The sequence below is a fragment of the Kribbella sp. NBC_00889 genome, from assembly GCF_045207705.1.
Lineage (GTDB): Bacteria > Actinomycetota > Actinomycetes > Propionibacteriales > Kribbellaceae > Kribbella.
Window position 1 is genome coordinate 4,004,836 of sequence record NZ_CP108783.1, and the last position, 17,339, is coordinate 4,022,174.

Annotated in this window: 17 protein-coding genes; 7 read left to right on the top strand and 10 right to left on the bottom strand. The window is 69.6% G+C overall.

Translation table 11 applies throughout. The features are described 5' to 3' along the window. Positions 1-207: 207 nt before the first annotated feature. Positions 208-480: a 30S ribosomal protein S15 gene (gene rpsO / locus OG817_RS19500; protein ID WP_131351575.1), complete on the bottom strand. Its 273-nt coding sequence runs from the start codon at positions 478-480 to the stop codon at positions 208-210. Between the two features lie 116 nt (positions 481-596). Continuing rightward, on the bottom strand, positions 597-1,559 hold the full coding sequence (locus OG817_RS19505; protein WP_406056565.1) for a bifunctional riboflavin kinase/FAD synthetase: 963 nt from the start codon (positions 1,557-1,559) through the stop codon (positions 597-599). Between the two features lie 325 nt (positions 1,560-1,884). Between OG817_RS19505 and OG817_RS19510 the strand changes: the two genes are divergently transcribed. Beyond that, positions 1,885-2,694 (top strand): SGNH/GDSL hydrolase family protein, encoded by an 810-nt coding sequence (locus OG817_RS19510; RefSeq protein WP_406056567.1) that lies wholly within the window; start codon positions 1,885-1,887, stop codon positions 2,692-2,694. 68 nt (positions 2,695-2,762) lie between these two features. Here the strand turns inward: OG817_RS19510 and OG817_RS19515 are convergent, their stop codons facing one another. The 8 genes from OG817_RS19515 to rimP form a co-directional block, all read right to left on the bottom strand. Next, the gene (locus OG817_RS19515; RefSeq protein WP_396389587.1) at positions 2,763-3,641 is read right to left on the bottom strand and encodes an NAD-dependent protein deacetylase; all 879 of its coding nucleotides are present in this window, start codon (positions 3,639-3,641) and stop codon (positions 2,763-2,765) included. A 34-nt stretch (positions 3,642-3,675) separates the two neighbouring features. After that, complete coding sequence (locus OG817_RS19520) at positions 3,676-4,533, bottom strand: LLM class flavin-dependent oxidoreductase (RefSeq protein WP_406056569.1); 858 nt, start codon at positions 4,531-4,533, stop codon at positions 3,676-3,678. A 396-nt stretch (positions 4,534-4,929) separates the two neighbouring features. Continuing rightward, entirely contained in the window at positions 4,930-5,823 is an 894-nt protein-coding gene (truB, locus tag OG817_RS19525) for a tRNA pseudouridine(55) synthase TruB (RefSeq protein ID WP_396389585.1), read from the bottom strand. Beyond that, positions 5,820-6,260: a 30S ribosome-binding factor RbfA gene (gene rbfA / locus OG817_RS19530; protein ID WP_360457753.1), complete on the bottom strand. Its 441-nt coding sequence runs from the start codon at positions 6,258-6,260 to the stop codon at positions 5,820-5,822. The genes truB and rbfA overlap by 4 nt, the downstream gene beginning before the upstream one ends. A 100-nt stretch (positions 6,261-6,360) precedes the next feature. Beyond that, the gene (gene infB, locus OG817_RS19535) at positions 6,361-9,501 is read right to left on the bottom strand and encodes a translation initiation factor IF-2 (RefSeq protein ID WP_406056571.1); all 3,141 of its coding nucleotides are present in this window, start codon (positions 9,499-9,501) and stop codon (positions 6,361-6,363) included. A 112-nt stretch (positions 9,502-9,613) separates the two neighbouring features. Then, entirely contained in the window at positions 9,614-9,967 is a 354-nt protein-coding gene (locus OG817_RS19540; protein ID WP_406056573.1) for a YlxR family protein, read from the bottom strand. A gap of 106 nt (positions 9,968-10,073) precedes the next feature. Further along, a complete protein-coding gene (gene nusA, locus OG817_RS19545; protein WP_396389580.1) occupies positions 10,074-11,051 on the bottom strand; it encodes a transcription termination factor NusA in 978 nt (325 codons plus the stop codon). Between the two features lies 1 nt (position 11,052). Continuing rightward, the gene (gene rimP / locus OG817_RS19550; protein ID WP_406056575.1) at positions 11,053-11,574 is read right to left on the bottom strand and encodes a ribosome maturation factor RimP; all 522 of its coding nucleotides are present in this window, start codon (positions 11,572-11,574) and stop codon (positions 11,053-11,055) included. Positions 11,575-11,728: 154 nt separating this feature from the next. On the opposite strand from rimP, the gene OG817_RS19555 reads away from it, so the two are divergent. From OG817_RS19555 to OG817_RS19580, 6 genes are all read left to right on the top strand, one after another. After that, on the top strand, positions 11,729-12,277 hold the full coding sequence (locus tag OG817_RS19555) for a cell division protein FtsK (protein WP_406056577.1): 549 nt from the start codon (positions 11,729-11,731) through the stop codon (positions 12,275-12,277). After that, positions 12,274-12,684, top strand: coding sequence for a ferritin-like domain-containing protein (locus OG817_RS19560; RefSeq protein WP_406056579.1), 411 nt, complete (start codon positions 12,274-12,276; stop codon positions 12,682-12,684). The genes OG817_RS19555 and OG817_RS19560 overlap by 4 nt, the downstream gene beginning before the upstream one ends. 228 nt (positions 12,685-12,912) lie before the next feature. Beyond that, positions 12,913-13,266, top strand: a complete 354-nt coding sequence (locus OG817_RS19565) for a cupin domain-containing protein (RefSeq protein WP_406056581.1) — start codon at positions 12,913-12,915, stop codon at positions 13,264-13,266. Next, positions 13,259-14,614, top strand: coding sequence for a class I tRNA ligase family protein (locus tag OG817_RS19570; protein ID WP_406056583.1), 1,356 nt, complete (start codon positions 13,259-13,261; stop codon positions 14,612-14,614). The genes OG817_RS19565 and OG817_RS19570 overlap by 8 nt, the downstream gene beginning before the upstream one ends. Before the next feature lie 4 nt (positions 14,615-14,618). Beyond that, positions 14,619-16,967 carry an FAD-dependent oxidoreductase gene (locus OG817_RS19575; RefSeq protein ID WP_406056585.1) on the top strand — a complete coding sequence of 783 codons (2,349 nt, stop codon included), beginning with the start codon at positions 14,619-14,621 and terminating at the stop codon, positions 16,965-16,967. Beyond that, positions 16,964-17,338 (top strand): hypothetical protein, encoded by a 375-nt coding sequence (locus tag OG817_RS19580; protein ID WP_406056587.1) that lies wholly within the window; start codon positions 16,964-16,966, stop codon positions 17,336-17,338. The genes OG817_RS19575 and OG817_RS19580 overlap by 4 nt, the downstream gene beginning before the upstream one ends. Position 17,339 lies beyond the last annotated feature (1 nt).

Genomic DNA, 17,339 nt, shown 5'->3' on the forward strand with positions numbered 1-17,339 from the left:
CTACCGGGGTGCCGGTCTTCGATCGAGGCCCGCGGGTGAACTGTGAGTTCTCCCGAAAGCCACTACCGAGGACCGGTCGTCCTCCCGCCACGCGCTTCGCGTCGCCTCGTTCGTCGGTCTTGCTATGTATTCAGTTGTTGAGCTCGTGCCTGGGCACGAATACGCCAGGAGCGGCCACCCGGGACTCGGGGGCCGCTCCTCGCGACGTCATCGGCGAAGGCCGAGCCGCTCGATCAGGGACCGGTAGCGGTTGATGTCCTTCTTCGCCAGGTAGTTCAGTAGCCGGCGGCGCTGGCCGACGAGCAGCAGCAGGCCACGACGGCTGTGGTGGTCGTGCTTGTGCTCCTTCAGGTGCTCGGTCAGGTCGGCGATGCGGTGCGTCAGCAGCGCCACCTGGACCTCAGGAGACCCGGTGTCACCCTCGGTCAGGGCGTACTCACCGATGATCTTCTTCTTCGTTGCAGCATCAACAGATGACACAGAGTTCCTCTCGATTTCCGTTGCGCGGCGCACCGGGGCATTCTTCACCCGAGCACTCTCTGTCCGCGGCCGTTCAGACGGCAGCAGCCAGCGTATCAGTCCGTGGACGCGTCACCCTAATTCCCCGTCAAGATGCGACGCGCACCGTCGACGTCGGCCTTCATCTGCACCAGGAGCTCGTCGATCGAGTCGAACCGGATCTGGCTGCCGCGCAGCCGGGCCACGAAATCCACCGCGATCCGGGCGCCGTACAGCTCCAGGTCGTCGCGGTCGAGCACGTAGGACTCCACCCTGCGGTCCATGCCGTCGAACGTCGGGTTGCTGCCGACGCTGATCGCCGCCGGCAGCGGTGCGTCGTACGCCGGAGCGCCGGGGGCGGGCTCGAGGACGGTCAGCCAGCCTGCGTACACGCCGTCCAGCGGGACCGCGGCCCGCGGGTCGGCGGGGATGTTCGCCGTCGGATAACCCAGCTCGCGGCCGCGCTTGTCGCCCTCGACCACCACGCCGGTGACGCGCAGCGGGCGCCCGAGCGCCTCGACCGCCGCCTCCACATCACCCTCGGCGATCCGCTCCCGCGTGTACGTCGACGACCACGGCTGCTCGTCGCCGGCCAGGCTCAGGCCCTCCACCTGGAAACCGGCCTCGGCACCGGCTGCGACGAGCGTGTCCACGTGCCCGGCCGCCTTGTGACCGAACCGGAAGTTCTCCCCGACCACGACCGCCTTGGCGTGCAGCGTCCGTACCAGCACCCGGTCGATGAAATCCTCCGGCGGCCAGCTGGACACCTCCTTGGTGAACGGGAGGATCAGCACGGCGTCGGCGCCGTGCTTGCCCAGCAGAGCGGCCCGCTCCTCGGGCTCGCTGAGCATCAGCGGCGCCCGATCCGGCCGCAGCACCATCATCGGATGCGGGTCGAAGGTGAGCGCGACCACCGGCAGTCCACCCAGCTCGGCCGCCCGCGCCTTGGCGTGCGCGAGCACCTCCTGGTGACCCCGGTGCACGCCGTCGAAGTTGCCGATGGTGACGACCGACGGGCCGAAATCCGCACCCACCTCGTCCAAACCGTGCCAGACACGCATGGGAGCAGGATTCCATGTCCCGAGGGCGTCCCGTGCGGCAGGTCTGTGCTCACGGCTCGATCACCCCTTGTGATCAGGCGGTGACTCAACTTAGGGTGGGCCCGCACTGCCGAGCCTGGGGAGGGTCCTGTGAAGCCACGCCGCCTGGTTGCCGCCTGCGCGTCACTGGTTCTGGTCGCCGCGCTGCCCGTGTCCAACGCCAGCGCCGAGCCCGCCTTCCACAAGTACGTCGCACTCGGGGACTCGTACACCTCGGCGCCGCTGGTCCCCGCTGCCGGACCTGCTGTCGCTCGGGTGCGCGCGCTCGTACAGCAACTACCCGAAGATGCTGGCCACGATGCTCCGGGTGCACCAGTTCACCGACGTGAGCTGCGGTGGCGCCGACACAACCAATATGACGCAGCCGCAAAGCACGATCCTCGGGACGGCCGCTCCGCAGTTCGACGCGCTGACGCCGGACACGGATCTGATCACGCTCGGGATCGGCGGCAACGACTTCGGCGTGTTCGGCGACATCGTCGGCACCTGCCCCGGGCTGCGGGCCTCCGATCCGGTCGGGGCGCCGTGCAAGGCCCACTTCACGGTCGACGGTGTGGACACGCTGCGGGCGAAGATCGCGCAGACCCAGACGCGGATCGCGATCGTTGTCCAGGGCATCAGAGCACGGTCGCCGCAGGCAACGGTCCTGCTGGTCGGCTACCCGAAGATCGCGCCGGAGCAGGGCACCTGCCCGTCGATCCTGCCGTTCGCCGACGGCGACTACGCGTACCTGTACTCGATCGAGCAGGCGCTCAACACCGCGATCTCCGCGGCCGCGGCTGCAGGCGGAGCGACGTACGTCGACACGTTCGGGCCGTCGACCGGGCATGATGCTTGCGCGCCGGATGGGCAGGCGTGGATCCAGGGCAAGGACATCAACGTGCTCCGGGCGCTGAACTATCACCCGCGCTTCGAAGGCCAGGCCGGCGTTGCGTCGCTGACGTTCACGACCTTGACCGGTGCCCCGGCTAGAGTGACCGCCGCGGAGCAGTCGGAGTGGGCCGCGCACGCTCGCGTACTGGCCCGGCAAGCCGCCGCCTCTCCACAGGCCGTCAAGGCCTCCCTGAACCGCCTACGGACCAGCGCGCAACGCTGACCCTTTCCAATCCGTAGAGCGGCCCCCGGGCCGGACCACATCACGCGCGGTCCGGCCCGGAGGTGTTTCTACAGCTGATCGACGAGTTCGGTCAGGGCCCGGCCGAGCGGGAGGCTGACGCGGTGGTCGGCGTACGGGTCGCCGCGGGTGATGCCCTGGTTGATGATCAGCACCGACTTGCCGGCCTTCGCGGCGTGCCGGACGAACCGGAAGCCGGACATGACCGTCAGGCTCGAGCCGAGGACGAGTACGGCGTTCGCGTCGTCGATCAGGCGATAGCAGCGCTCGACGCGGGACTTCGGGACGTTCTCGCCGAAGAACACCACGTCAGGTTTGAGTACGCCGCCGCAGACGGTGCACGGGACCACGGTGAACGTGCGGACGATGTCGTCGGGCAGGTCCACGTCACCGTCGGGGTTGATCCGGGTCGCCTCGCCCTCGAACGTGGTGTTGGCGGCTCTGAGGCGACGGTCGAGGACTTCCCGTGGGGACGTCGTACCGCAGTCGAGGCAGATGACGCGGTCGAGGTTGCCGTGCAGTTCGATCACGTCGCGGGCGCCGGCCGCTTGGTGAAGGCCGTCGACGTTCTGGGTGATGACGCCGGTGAGGTAGCCGCGGGCTTGCATCGTTGCGACCGCGCGGTGGCCGGTGTTGGGGGCTGCTCGGGCGATCGTCCGCCAGCCGAGGTGGCTTCGCGCCCAGTAGCGTTGGCGGCCGGACTCGCTTGCGGTGAAATCGCCGTACGTCATCGGGGTGTGGGTGCGGAGGCTACCTGTCTCGCCGCGGTAGTCCGGGATGCCTGACTCGGTGGAGATCCCTGCCCCACTCAGTACGACGACTCCCCCGCCGGCAACCACGTCCGCGACCGGCGTGACGTCCGCCGTACCCGGCTCAAGCGCCAACACGTCGGGCCCAGGAGCCCACTGCAAGGTCGGACGAGAACGCACCCCTCAAGAGTAGCCAGCCAGGCCCACCCGGATGTCAGTCCACGCGGGGTGGGCCGGCCTTCAGGCGGCGTTCGGCTGCTGGGCGGACGGTGGCTGGGTCCAGGGAGGTCCAGTCGGCGTCGATCCACCAGGTGGCTCCGGCTTCTGCCCAGGGGCGGACAGTGTTGGCGGCGTTGGGGTCGTCAGCGGTGGTGCTGCCTTCGGCGACTATGTCGTAGCGGTCCATGGTCAGGCCGTGGGCGGCTCGCTCGTTGCGGATCCAGGTGACGCCGTCGGCCAGGAGGTCTGGCGTCCACTCGCCTGGCTTCTCGCCGGGTGGTACGACGTAGTTCGGGAGCCAGCCGTCCTGCAAAGCCGCGCGGCGCATGGACTTCGGTCGAGGCCAGGCGCCGACGACCCAGGTCTGGATCCTCGGCTGTTGCACCGGGGGTGGCGGCGCGGGCGGGACGAGGTCGGCGACCTTCTTGGAGCGGTAATGCTTGCCGGCGTACTCGAAGGACTCGTCGCGCCACAGGTACTGCAGCATCTCCAGCGACTCGTCCATCAGCTCCGCGCGGACCTTGCGGCCCGGATCGTCCTCGAACAGCCAGAACCGGTCATCTCCCGAGACCCCGAGCCCGACCGCCAGCGTCACGCGGCCGTTGCTCAGGTTGTCGACCGTCGACGTCTGCCCGGCGACGTCCCACGGCTTCCGGCGCGGCAACGGCGTCAGCATCGTCCCCAGCCGGATCCGCTGGGTCGTCATCGCCGCCGCACCGAGCATCACCCAGGCGTCGATCCCCCAGACGGCTTCCCACACGAAGAACCCGTCCCACCCGCTCTCCTCGGCGAGCGCCGCCAACTCCGCCGCATCCCGAGCATCCCCCATCGGCAACACGAACCCATATCTCATCCCCCGACGGTAGATCCAGCCACCGACAGAACCCGCCCACTGGCCGAGCCGCGCCCCATGGCCGACCAACAAGGCTCCCCTGTCATCCCCGTGGGTCGTCACCTTGTGCACCCCTCAACCACCGAACGGTCCCCGCGGTGATTGACCGGTGCCCAAGGTCGCGGCTACCCCGCACGTGCGCCGACGGCAGCCGATTGGCGTGACGTGAGGGGTACCGGCTCTTCTGACTGATGGGTCGGACGTGTGGCACTCACCAACTGTGCGGGGTCGAGGTTGATCACGCTCGGCTCGCGGCTGGTGGGGACTTTGTCGCGGGGTTGGTGAGTGAGGGCGGTCCGTTCTGCTGGTTCGGGCGGGCGGGGCGCGGGTTGGCCGCGACGATGGCCGGGGGCGGCGTCAGCTGACGAAGACGGCGGTGGGTTTGGCTACCGGTCCGTGGGGTTCGTAGAGGGCCAGGAAGGTGCCGGTGGGGTCGAACATGGCGGTTTGGCCGAGGGCCAGTTTGAGGCCGGACAGGGGGCGACCGGTACGGATGGCGGCGGCCTGTTCCGGGCTGGCGTCGTACCGCGGGAAGGTTTCGGCAGCGACCTCGGAGATCGGGCGCCAGACGAAGTCCTCGGCCAGGGCCTCCAGCGTGTGTGCCGTCGAGAGGTCGAACGCGCCGACCCGGGTACGCCGCAACGCGGTGAGGTGACCGCCGACGCCGAGCTCGGCCCCGAGGTCACGTGCCAGCGCACGGATGTACGTCCCGCTGGAGCAGTCGACCGACACATCCACGTCGATCCACTCCGCGCCGGGACGTACGTCGAGGATGTCGTAGCGCGACACCGTGACCGCCCGGGCTTTGAGGGCGACCTCTTCGCCGGCGCGGACGCGTTCGTACGCGCGGCGACCGTCGACCTTGATCGCGGAGACCTTGGACGGCACCTGCGAGATCTCGCCGCGGAATCCGCCCACCGCGGCCTCGATCGCCTCCGCGGTGATGCCGTCGACCGGGGCCGTGGTGACGATCTCGCCCTCAGCGTCGTCGGTCGTGGTCGTCGCGCCGAGCCGGATCGTCGCGTCGTACGACTTGTCCGACAGCTGCAGGTGACCCAGCAGCCGGGTGGCGCGGTTGAGACCGACCACGAGGACGCCGGTCGCCATCGGATCCAGCGTGCCGGCGTGACCGACCTTGCGGGTGCCGGCGAGACGCCGGATCCGGGCCACGACGGTGTGCGAGGTCAACCCCATCGGCTTGTCGACGACGACGACGCCGTCGGACGACGGGGTGAAGTCGGGACCGCTCACTCGGCCGGCTCGTCCTCGTCGTCCTCGCGGTGCTTGTACGGGTCAGCGTCGCCGGCCGGCTTGGCGCCCGCGGCGGCCTTGGCCACCTCGGCGTCGGCCTCCCGGGCCTTGGCCAGCAGCTCCTCGATCTGGCCGGCGTTCTCCGGCACGGCGTCCAGGAAGAACGCGACGCTCGGGCTGTGCCGCAGACCGAGGGCCTTGCCGACCTCGCTGCGGATCAGCCCGCGCGCCGACTCCAGTGCGGCCGCGGTCGAGGCCCGCGCCTGCTCGTCGCCGTACACGGTGTAGAAGACGCTCGCCTCGCGCAGGTCGCCGGTCAGCCGGGCGTCCGTCACGGTGACGAACCCCAGCCGGGGGTCCTTGACGCGGCGCTCGAGCAACTCGGCGACGAGCACCTGGATCCGGTCGGCCAGCTGCTTCGCCCTTGCTTCACCCATCAGGGCTCACTCCCTCATTCATGAACAACGTCCGGAGAGAACACCGCCTCTCCGGACGTTACTCCGGTGACCCGGCACAGTGCCGGGCCACCGTCGCGGATCAGTTGCGCGGCTTCTCGCGAAGCTCGAAGGACTCGACGATGTCACCGATCTTGATGTCGTTGTAGCCGTTCACAGTCAGACCACACTCGAAGCCCTCGCGGACCTCGGACGCGTCGTCCTTGAACCTCTTCAGCGACGACAGCTCGGTGTTGTCGACGACCACCGCACCGTCCCGGATCAACCGGACCTTCGCGTTGCGGCGGATCAGGCCACTGGTCACCCAGCAACCCGCGATGTTGCCCACCTTCGAGGAGCGGAAGATCTCGCGGATCTCCGCCTGGCCGAGGACGGCCTCCTCGTAGATCGGCTTCAGCATGCCCTTCAGGGCCGCCTCGATGTCGTCGATCGCCGCGTAGATGACCGAGTAGTACCGGACATCCACACCCTCGCGCTCGGCCACGTCACCGGCCTTGCCGGCCGGCCGCACGTTGAAGCCGATGATGACGGCGTTCGACGCGATGGCCAGGTTGACGTCGTTCTCGTTGATCGCACCGACGCCGCGGTCGATGACGCGGAGGTTGACCTCGTCGCCGACCTCGATCCGGACCAGGGCGTCTTCCAGTGCCTCGACCGAACCGGACACGTCGCCCTTGAGGATCAGCAGCAGCTCCTGCGTCTCGCCCTTCTCCATCGAGGCCATGAAGTCCTCGAGGGTCCGGCGCGCACGACGCTTGGCGTTGGCGGCCGCACGAGCCCGGGCTTCCCGCTTCTCCGCGATCTGCCGGGCCCTCCGGTCGTCGTCGACCACCAGGAACTTGTCACCCGCACCTGGTACGGCGGTCAGACCGAGGACCAGCACCGGACGCGAGGGAGTCGCCTCCTCGACCGGGTCGCCGTGCTCGTCAAGCATGGCCCGGACCCGGCCGTACGCCGGACCGGCCACCATCGAGTCGCCGACCCGCAGCGTGCCGCGCTGAACCAGCACGGTCGCCACCGGACCACGGCCCTTGTCGAGGTTGGCCTCGATCGCGATGCCCTCGGCGTGCATGTTCGGGTTGGCCCGCAGGTCGAGTGCCGCGTCCGCGGTCAGTACGACGCCCTCGAGCAGCCCGTCGATGTTGATCCGGGACTTCGCCGACACGTCGACGAACATCGTGTCGCCGCCGTACTCCTCGGGAACCAGGCCGTACTCGGTCAGCTGACCGCGCACCTTGGCCGGATCCGCGCTCGGGACGTCGATCTTGTTCACCGCGACCACGATCGGGACGTTCGCCGCCCGGGCGTGGTTCAGGGCCTCGATCGTCTGCGGCATCACGCCGTCGTCGGCCGCGACCACCAGGATGACGATGTCGGTGGCCTGCGCACCACGGGCACGCATGGCGGTGAACGCCTCGTGACCCGGGGTGTCGACGAAGGTGATGGCCCGCTGCTCGCCGTCGACCTCGGTCGTCACCTGGTATGCACCGATGTGCTGGGTGATGCCACCGGCTTCCTTGGCGACCACGTTGGCCATCCGGATCGCGTCCAGAAGCTTGGTCTTACCGTGGTCGACGTGACCCATCACGGTCACCACCGGCGGCCGCTTGACCAGATCGCTCTCGTCGCCCTCGTCGGAACCGAAGTCGATGTCGAACGACTGCAGCAGCTCGCGGTCCTCGTCCTCCGGGGACACGATCTGAACGTCGTAGTTCAGCTCGGTGGCGAGCAGTTGCAGCGTCTCCTCGTTGACCGACTGGGTCGCGGTCACCATCTCGCCGAGGTGGAACAGCACCTGCACCAGCGACGCCGGGTCGACGCCGACCTTCTCGGCGAAGTCCGTCAGCGACGCGCCACGGGCGAGGCGAACGATCTCGCCGTCACCGTGCTTGACGCGAACGCCGCCGACCGCCGGGGCCTGCATGTTGTCGAACTCCTGGCGCTTCGCCCGCTTCGACTTCCGGCCACGACGCGCCGGACCACCCGGACGCCCGAAGGCACCCTGCGTTCCGCCACGACCGCGGTTGCCCGGACCCGGACGGCCACCGCCGCCACCGGGCGGGCCGCTGGGGCCGCCGCCACCCGGACGGAAGCCACCGCCACCGCCACCGCCACCGCCGGTACGTGCGCCGGGTCCACCACCCGGACCGCCGCCACCGGGGCGACCACGGCCACCGCCGCCACCGCCACCGCCACCGCCGCCACCGGGACCGGACGGGCGACCGGTGAAGGTGCCCGCCGAGGACTTCGGCATCATCGCCGGGTTGGGGCGCGGAGCACCCGGAACGCCGCTCGGACGCGGCCGGTCGTTGCCCCCACCACTGCGGGCCTGCGGCGGACGCGGCGCCATCCCGGCCGGGCTCGCACCCTGGCCGGAGCCGCCCTGTCCACCCGGACCCGGGCGAGCGCCACCGCGCTGCATGCCCTGGGTGGAGCTGAACGGGTTGTTACCCGGACGCGGTGCGCCCGGACGGGGACCGCCACCTTGACCGCCCTGACGCGGAGCGCCGGGGCGCGGAGCACCCGGACGGGGCCCACCCTGACCACCCGGACGCGGACCGCCGGGACGCGGCGACGCCGGACGAGCCGGGCTGTCGGCGGCCGGACGCTGCTGCGCCGGACCAGGGGTCGGCCGGCTCGGAGCCGGAGTACGGCTCGGAGCGGGAGCAGCTGGTGCTTCGGAGCTTGCGGCCTTGGCCGCCGGAGCCTCGAACGAGGGCGCGGGTGTGGTCTCAGCCGGGGCCTCGACCTTGGCTGCCGGAGCGGACTCGACCGGAGCGGCCGGGGCCTCCTGCCGGGGAGCTGGCTTCGGGCCTGGACGCGGACCCGGCTTGACGCCCGGTGCGGGCGCCGCCTTGACCGGAGCCGGAGCGGCCTCGGCCTTCTCGCTCACGGTGGACTCGGCCACCGGAGCAGGGGTCGACTTCGGGGCCGGCGCAGGGCGCTCGACCGGGGCTGCGGGTGCAGCCTTCTTGGCCGGCTCGGCAGGCGCGACCGGAGCGGTCGCCTGCGGCGCGGCAGATGTACTGGCGGCGGCCTTCTTGGCCGCGCGCTTCTTCGGCGGGTTCTTCTCGAACTCCTCCGCCAACCGCCGGACGACAGGTGCCTCGATCGTCGAGGATGCCGACCGGACGAACTCGCCCATGTCGTTCAGTCTGGTCAGAACGACCTTGCTGGTAACTCCGAGCTCCTTCGCGAGCTCGTAGACCCGGACCTTTGCCACTACTCTCCCTCTGGTCCGAGCCTGGGCGCGGACCGTTAGTTGACGTACATGCTCATCGCATTGCACTCATCGGTAGACACTCATCGAGTGGTCATGAGTCGATGACCCGCCTTCATGTCGTCACAGCGGTCTGGACCGCTGCGGGCGGCCGGGTGGCCGCCGTTTGCGTTGCACTTGCCTCTTGCTTATCACGCTGCGCGACGTACTCCCGCAGCCCGGTCACGTCGAGCGGCCCCGGGACCCGGAAGGCCCGTGGGAACGCCTTGCGCCGGACGGCGAGGTCGAGGCACTCGGCCACCGGGTGCAGATGCGCCCCACGGCCGGGTGCCCGACGATCGGGATCCGGGAGGACAAGTCCTCCGGAAACCGTCATCCGCAGCAGGTCAGCCGGACAGGACCGCTTCCGGCACCCGATACAGGTGCGCTCCCGGGGCTTGCCAGGGCGCGCGTCTGTAGTCACTGTCACGTAAAACCTCAGGGTGTGGTTGCGACTCAGTCGACCGACCGAGAACTCAGTCTACCTTCTCGGTCTCACGAGTCACACCAGAGGTCCGCCGCGCAGCAGCCCTCAGCTACTCGCCAGGCCTCTCGGTATCCGGCCTGATGTCGATCCGCCAGCCCGTCAGCCGGGCGGCCAGGCGGGCGTTCTGCCCCTCCTTGCCGATCGCGAGCGAGAGCTGGTAGTCGGGTACGACGACCCGTGCAGCGCGTGCCGCGGCGTCGACCACCTCGACAGACGTAACCTGCGCCGGGGACAGCGCATTCCCGACGAAGGTGGCCGGGTCGTCGCTGTGGTCGATGATGTCGATCTTCTCGCCGTGCAACTCGTGCATGATGTTGCGCACCCGCTGCCCCATCGGCCCGATGCAGGCACCCTTGCCGTTCACCGACGGGTTCAGGGTCCGTACGGCGATCTTGGTCCGGTGACCGGCCTCGCGGGCGATCGCGGTGATCTCGACGGTGCCGTCGGCGATCTCCGGGACCTCGAGCGCGAACAGCTTCTTGACCAGGTTCGGGTGGGTCCGGCTGACCGTGATCTGCGGTCCCTTGAAGCCCTTGCGGACCCCGACGACGTACACCCGCAGCCTCGAGCCGTGCTCGTACTTCTCCCCCGGCACCTGCTCCGGGGCCGGCAGCACCGCCTCGATCTTGCCGAGGTCGACCATCACCGAGCGCGGGTCGCGGCCCTGCTGGATGACGCCGGAGACGATGTCGCCCTCCTTGCCGGAGAACTCGCCGTACCGGACCTCGTCCTCTGCGTCGCGCAGCCGCTGCAGGATGATCTGCTTGGCCGTGGTGGCCGCGATCCGGCCGAAGTCGGCCGGGGTGTCGTCGTACTCGCGGACCAGGGATCCGTCCTCGGCGAGCTCGCGGGCGTACACGGTGACGTGCCCGGTCTTGCGGTCCAGCTCGGCGCGGGCGTGTTGCTGAGCACCCTCGGTGCGGTGGTAGGCCACCAGCAGCGCCTGCTCGATCGCCTCGACGACCACGTCCAGGGAGATGTCCTTCTCCCGCTCCAGCGACCGCAGTACGGCCATGTCGATGTCCATGTCAGTTCTCCTCCACCGTGCCGTCGGCAGGTGTTTCTGTTTCGTCGTTGCCGGCAGCCCGGTTGAACTCGATCTGGACCTTGGCCTTGGCCACGTCGGCGTACGCGACGGTCTGGGCCTTGCCGTCCACGTCCAGCTCGGCCGCCTCGTCGGAGGCGGACTTGATCCGGCCGGTCACCTTGCCGCCGGCGGTCAGTGTGACCGCGACGAGGCGCTTGACGTTGCGGCGCCAGTGCCGGGGCAGAGTGAGTGGCCGGTCGACGCCGGGGCTGGAGACTTCCAGCGTGTAGGCGCCGGCGCCCATGATGTCGTCGGAGTCGAGCGCCTTGGAGATGGCTCTGGTGACCTCGGTGACGTCGTCGAGGCTGATCCCGCCGTCGCGGTCGACCAGCACGCGCAGCAACCGGCGGTGGCCGGCCGGCGCGAGGTCGGCGGCCTCCAGGTCGCAGCCGAACTGCTCGACGATCGGCCGCAGGAAGTTCTCGAGGCTCGTGGTGTCCGTGTGGTCAGTCCTTCGGCTCACAGGTTGACCTGCCTCTCTCTCCAGTTGTGCACCCGTTCCGCCACCCGGCGATCCGACCGAGGGCAGTAGCCCACCATATCCGGCCCGCGGCAGTGTCCACGTCACCGGCTCGTCCCAGGCCGGTCACCGGCGCGTCACCGGGTATCGTTCCGGCGTGCCGACCGAACCCCGCCTGTCCCGCCGCGCCGTCATCGCGACCGCCGCCGTACTGCCCGGTGCTGTCGCGCTGGGCGGCTGCAAGGACGACGAGTCCGGCTCTGGTACGCCGGGCGCCATCGACCCGAAGACCGGTCAGGCGGTCGAGGAGACGCCGACCGTCGATCCGGCCGTGGTCGCCGCCCTCAGTGCGGCGGCGGCCCAGGTGACTCTATTGTCGCTCGGCTACGCCAGCACCAGCCGGAAGTTCCCGGCCCTGCGCACCCAACTGGCCGCCGGTGCGAAGTACCACGCGAGCCATCTGGCCAAGTTGAAGGAGACGGCCGGCGTGCAGGCCGCGACTCCGAAGGCCCCGGCAGCCGCCAGTACGTCGTCTGCCGCCCTCGCCGCACTGGCCAAGCAGGAGAACGCCGCGGCGGCCGCCCACGCCACCGCGGCGGCCAAGCTGTCCGGGACCCCGGCCCGGCTACTGGCCATGATCGCTGCGTCCGAGTTGCAGCTCGGGACGAAGCTGACCCCAGCGAAGAAGAAGGCGGACGCATCGTGACCGAGGTGGAGGCCCTGCAGGCGGCGCTCGCAGGCGAGCACGCCGCGCTGTACGGCATCGGCGTTGCCGGCGGCAAGCTCAGCGGCGCCCGGTTCCGGTCTGCGACCGACGCCTACGAGCTGCACCGCTTGAACCGCGACCGCCTGAGCCAGCTGGTGGTCGCCGCGGGCGAGACCCCGGCCGCGGCTGAGCCGGCGTACGACCTGCCGCAAGCCGTGACCAACGCGGCGACGGCAGCCGCGCTGATCCTGCTGATCGAGCGGCGGCTGGCAGCGGTGTACGGCGATCTGGTCGAGTCGGCGGAGAAGCCGGCGGTGCGGTCTTTCGCCGTCAACGGGCTGCTCGCGAACGCCGGCGCCCAGCTCACCTGGGGCGGTGCGCCGGTCGCCTTCCCCGGCGCCGTCTGATTCCCGGCGAAATTTCTCTGCGTATTCCTCTTTACTCGCAGCGCGACCTTCCTTATATTTTCGCCCACGGAGACTGGGGGGTCGCCGAGCTTTTCACGTAGCCGACGTTGGTGGCGTCGCGCGTGCTCGTTCCACGGCTGATCGCAGCGTGCTGTTCCGTACCAACATTTCCGCTGTCATTCAACTTCTTCAGCCGCGCCTGGCGCCGGCTACGGAGGGTGGCGAAGCATGCGCACTTTCGATCTGACCACCGGTGACGACCTGTACGTGAAGGACCTGCGGGTGGTCCGCTGGGAGCAGTACGGACTCGAGCGGGATCTGCCGTTCCAAGCGATGTGGTACTCCGTTCCCCCGGGCTCGGAGAGCCCGGTCGACCAGCACCCCGAACTGGAACTGTCCGTCGTGGTTGCGGGGACGGCGTACGTCGTCGTCGGCGGTCGCGAACATGTGGTCCCCCAAGGCAACGCCTTCCTGCTCAGCAGCACCGAGGCGCACGTCGTACAGAACCGGTCGGCCGACACCGAGCTGACCGTCTTCAGCGCCTATTGGATGCCGATCACCGCCGAGGCCGGCCATGGCTGATCCGGTCACGGTCTTCACTTCCCCGCAGCCAACCGTCAATGGCCCGTTGCACGTCGGCCATCTGGCCGGTCCCTACCTCGCCGCCGACATCGCAGCCCGGGCCGCGCGGGCCCGCGGTGAGCGCGTCGTGGTCACCACCGGCCTCGACGTACACCAGAACTACGTGCTGACCCGGGCCGAGCGCGAAGGTGTCGAGGTCGGTGTGATGACCGCGGAGTTCCGCGACGACATCAAGGACACCTACGACCTGGCCCGGATCGGGTACGACGTCTTCACCGATCCCCTCGGCCACGCACACGGACCGATCATCCGCCAACTGATGAACCACCTCGTCGCGTCTGGGGCAACGCCGTTGCGCGAGGTCACCCTGCACGCCTGCGCGGACTGCGGCCGGACGCTGCACGATTCCTACCTGAGCGGCCTGTGCGGCGAGTGCAAGGCACCCGCGGCGGGCGGCGCCTGTGAGCAGTGCGGCAGCCTCACCCAGGTCGACACCATGGTCGATCCGGTCTGCGGCCGCTGTGGTGGCGATCCGCGTCCGTTCGCCGCGACGGTGCCCGTACTGCGGATGGAGGACCACCGCGAAGCCCTGATCGCGATGTGGTTGCGCGCCGAGCTGCCACCCGCGGTGCGCGACCTGATCGACCGGACCCTGCAGGCCGGACTCCCGCAGATCGCACTCGCCTGTCCGACCAACTGGGGTCTCGAGGGCGACGGCCCGCTCGCCGGCCTGCGGATCGGCCCGTACACCGAGATCGCGCTCTCCGATCTGTATGCCGTTGCCCGCGGCATCGACCCCGAGGCCGCGGAGGTACCGGCGTACCTGGCCGCGCTCGACCAGGTCGGATCACTGTGGCACTTCCTCGGCCTGGACAACGCGTTCTGGTACGCCCTGTACTGGCCGGCCGTCTGGGCCGCTGCCGGCGTCGCGCGACTGCCCCTTTCCGGCCTGGTGGTGAACGAGTTCTACACGTTTGCCGGGGAGAAATTCTCGACCAGCCGCAAACACGGGATCGGTGCCACGGAATTGCTCCGGACCGAAGACCCGTCAATCGTTCGCTTGTTTCTCGCGTGGGACCGTCCCGACCGCTTCCGCAGTGATTTCAGTTTCAATTCGTTCCGCGCCTTCGCCGACCGTGCCGGGCCATTGCTGGCCGGCGTCCGGCGCGTTCCCGAGCCACTCGATCCGGACCTTGCCGCGCTCGAACTCACCCGCGGCGAGAGCGCATTGCGGCCGGAGGGGTTCGACCCACCGCTGGCGGTTCGCAGTCTGCTCACGCTGCTGGCCGGCGGCGTTCAGGAGACCGGGTCACTGCGCGCGGCGCTGACCGGATCTGAACAGGAGTAGGGCGATGCGAGTCTGCGTCATCGGAGCCGGCATCGCCGGTGCCCTGCTGGCCTGGCGTCTTAGCGAGAGTGTCGCGGTCGACCTGGTGACCGGTTCGGCTGGGACGGATGCGACCGCGGCGTCGGGCGGTGGTGTGCGTGGGTTCGAGACCCATCCGGTCCAACGTCGGCTCGCCATCGAGAGCCTGAGCGAGTTGTTCGAGGATCTGCAGGAGAAGGCCGGCTACACCGAGACCGGCTGCACCTACCTGTTGCCGTCGTACGCCGGGCTCGAGACGGCGGTCGCCGAGGTCGAACACGCCCACCCGGGCTCGACCGAGATCGTCGATGGAACCGACCTTCGCCGCCGGGGTTGGCACGGCCTGCCCGACGGCACTGTCGGCGTACTCGAGAAGCGGGCCGGTTTCATCCGGCCGGACCAACTCCGGACGGCCGTGATCCAACGACTCGCCGACAGCCCGAGCAGCAGAGTCCTGGCCGGGCCGGTTCTCCGGCTCGTCCCGCACCCGGACGGATCGGTGAGCTGCCGCCTCCCCGCGTCCAGCGATCGGTACGACGTTGTCGTCGTCGCGGCCGGGCCGTGGACACCGGGACTGCTGGCCGGCAGTGCCCTCCCGGCCCAGCCGTATCGCACGAAGGCGATCCAGGTCGCCACCTATCGGGTGACCGGCGCCCTGCCGACGATGTTCGTCGACGAGACCAGCGACCTGTACGGGCGGCCCACCGCCGATGGCCGGTTGCTGCTCGGCGTCGACACCCATCACTGGTCCGTCACTCCCGGCAGCAGCCGGCCGATCCCGGACCTGGCCGACCAGGCCGTCCGGATCGCCGCCGAACGGCTGCCACACCTCAAGCTGTCGGCGCCCGACCTGATGGTCAGCCACGCCGACTGTTACGCCGATCCGCCGGTACTGACCCTGTGGTCGGTCCTCGGCAGCTCACATCGGCTCTACACCTTCACCGGTGGGTCCGGCGGCAGCGTGAAAACCGCGCTGGCCGCAAGCCGGACGGCCGCGAGCGACCTGATCGGCACATCGCGCACCACCACTTCGCGGACGGAGAACAAGCGCATGACCATCAAGGAACCAGGCCCGCAGCGAGGAACGCCCCGCTACCACACCATCGGTATCGGGGCCGGTCCCTCCAACCTCTCGCTGGCGGCGCTCTACCAGAACGCCACCACCGAATCACTCGCGCTGTTCGACGCCCGACCGGGCACCGGCTGGCACACGCCCCTGCTCTACCCCGGGGTCCGGATGCAGACCGGCTGGATGAAAGACCTGGTGTCGCTGGTCGACCCGCGGCACGAGCTGACGTTCCTGAACTACCTGGTCACCTCCGGGCGGCTCTATGCGCTGATCAACTCCCAGTTCGACTCACTCCCCCGGATCGAGTACGAGCGCTACCTCGCCTGGGCGACCGAGCGCCTCGGCGTCGTGCACTTCACGTCGCGGGTGGACTCGATCTCCATCACCGACGACGGCTTCGAGGTCAGCGTCGACGGTGTCCCCGCCGCGGTCTCCGAACACCTGGTCCTCGGCCTGGGCACGCGCCCGGTCCGGCCGGCGTACATCATCGAACTGCCCGCCGAGCGGGCGTTCATCGCCGACGACCTCGGCGTACGGATGGCCGCGCTGGACACGGCAGCGCCGACCGCGGTCGTCGGTGGGGGTCAGACCGGGCTGGAGTGTGTCCTGCGGCTGCTCGGCTCCGGCTTCACCGATATCCAATGGCTCGGCCGGAACCAGTGGTTCCGCAGCATCGACGACTCGCCGATGGCCAACGAGCTCTACCGGCCGTCCCACATCGAGTACCTGCAGGGTCTGAACCGCGGCAAGCGCCGCGAGATGATCGACGATTCCCGCTACAGCGGCGACGCCATCACCCCGGGCGGCCTGAGGGCGCTGTACCAGGCCAACTACGACGCCATGCTGACGCTCGGCCGCTTCCCGGTCACCTTGCTGCCCGGCCGCGACGTCAGGACGTCCGAGTTGCTGGCCGATGGCAACATCCGCCTGTGCTGTACGACGACCTCCACGCCCGAGGAGCACGTCGTACGGCAGGTGGTGGTCGCGGCCGGACGGGAGCACGTCGAGGCACCGTTCGACGACGACCTGCGGGAACGGATCGAGGTCGACGACGACGGTCAACTGCTGGTCGAGCCGGACTACTCGGTGCGCTGGAAGGGCATGAACGGGCACCGGATCTACACGTTCAACGCGAGCCGGTACAGCCATGGGCTGACGAACGCCGGCCTGACGCAGCTGCCGGTCCGGGCCGCGATCGTGCTGAACTCCATGTTCGAGCGGGAGATCTACCCGATCTCCGACGAGTTGTGCGCGGTGCGGTGGTGACCGCGGCAGTCCCGGAACCGCTGGTCCCCGATGTCGACGGGGTGTGGTTCCGGCTCGAGGTCGACGATCCGGCCGGCGGCGCGCCGTACGGGCAGTATCACCGGGAGGACGACCTGGTCTGGGCGGAGTTCTACACCGGCGGCAGGCTGCGCAGCGGCCGGCTGGTCGGGTTGCTGCGGCCGGACGGTTCGTTCGATGCGGCGTACTGCCTGGTCACCGCGACCGGCGACCTGGTCAGCGGTGAGTGCCACAGCACTCCCGAGTTCGATGCTCAAGGCAACATCTGGATCAGGGACCACTTCCGTCGCGCCGACGGCACCACCGGGATCAGTGCCATCCGGCAGATCCCCGCTCCGGTCAGGGAGGCCTGAG

What these genes read in the sequence shown, in the direction of transcription:
- OG817_RS19505 (WP_406056565.1), bottom strand. Translation starts at nt 1,559, where the DNA reads ATGCGTGTCTGGCACGGTTTGGACGAGGTGGGTGCGGATTTCGGCCCG.
- OG817_RS19510 (WP_406056567.1), top strand. Translation starts at nt 1,885, where the DNA reads ATGCTGGCCACGATGCTCCGGGTGCACCAGTTCACCGACGTGAGCTGC.
- OG817_RS19520 (WP_406056569.1), bottom strand. Translation starts at nt 4,533, where the DNA reads ATGAGATATGGGTTCGTGTTGCCGATGGGGGATGCTCGGGATGCGGCG.
- rbfA (WP_360457753.1), bottom strand. Translation starts at nt 6,260, where the DNA reads ATGGGTGAAGCAAGGGCGAAGCAGCTGGCCGACCGGATCCAGGTGCTC.
- nusA (WP_396389580.1), bottom strand. Translation starts at nt 11,051, where the DNA reads ATGGACATCGACATGGCCGTACTGCGGTCGCTGGAGCGGGAGAAGGAC.
- OG817_RS19565 (WP_406056581.1), top strand. Translation starts at nt 12,913, where the DNA reads ATGCGCACTTTCGATCTGACCACCGGTGACGACCTGTACGTGAAGGAC.
- OG817_RS19570 (WP_406056583.1), top strand. Translation starts at nt 13,259, where the DNA reads ATGGCTGATCCGGTCACGGTCTTCACTTCCCCGCAGCCAACCGTCAAT.
- OG817_RS19575 (WP_406056585.1), top strand. Translation starts at nt 14,619, where the DNA reads ATGCGAGTCTGCGTCATCGGAGCCGGCATCGCCGGTGCCCTGCTGGCC.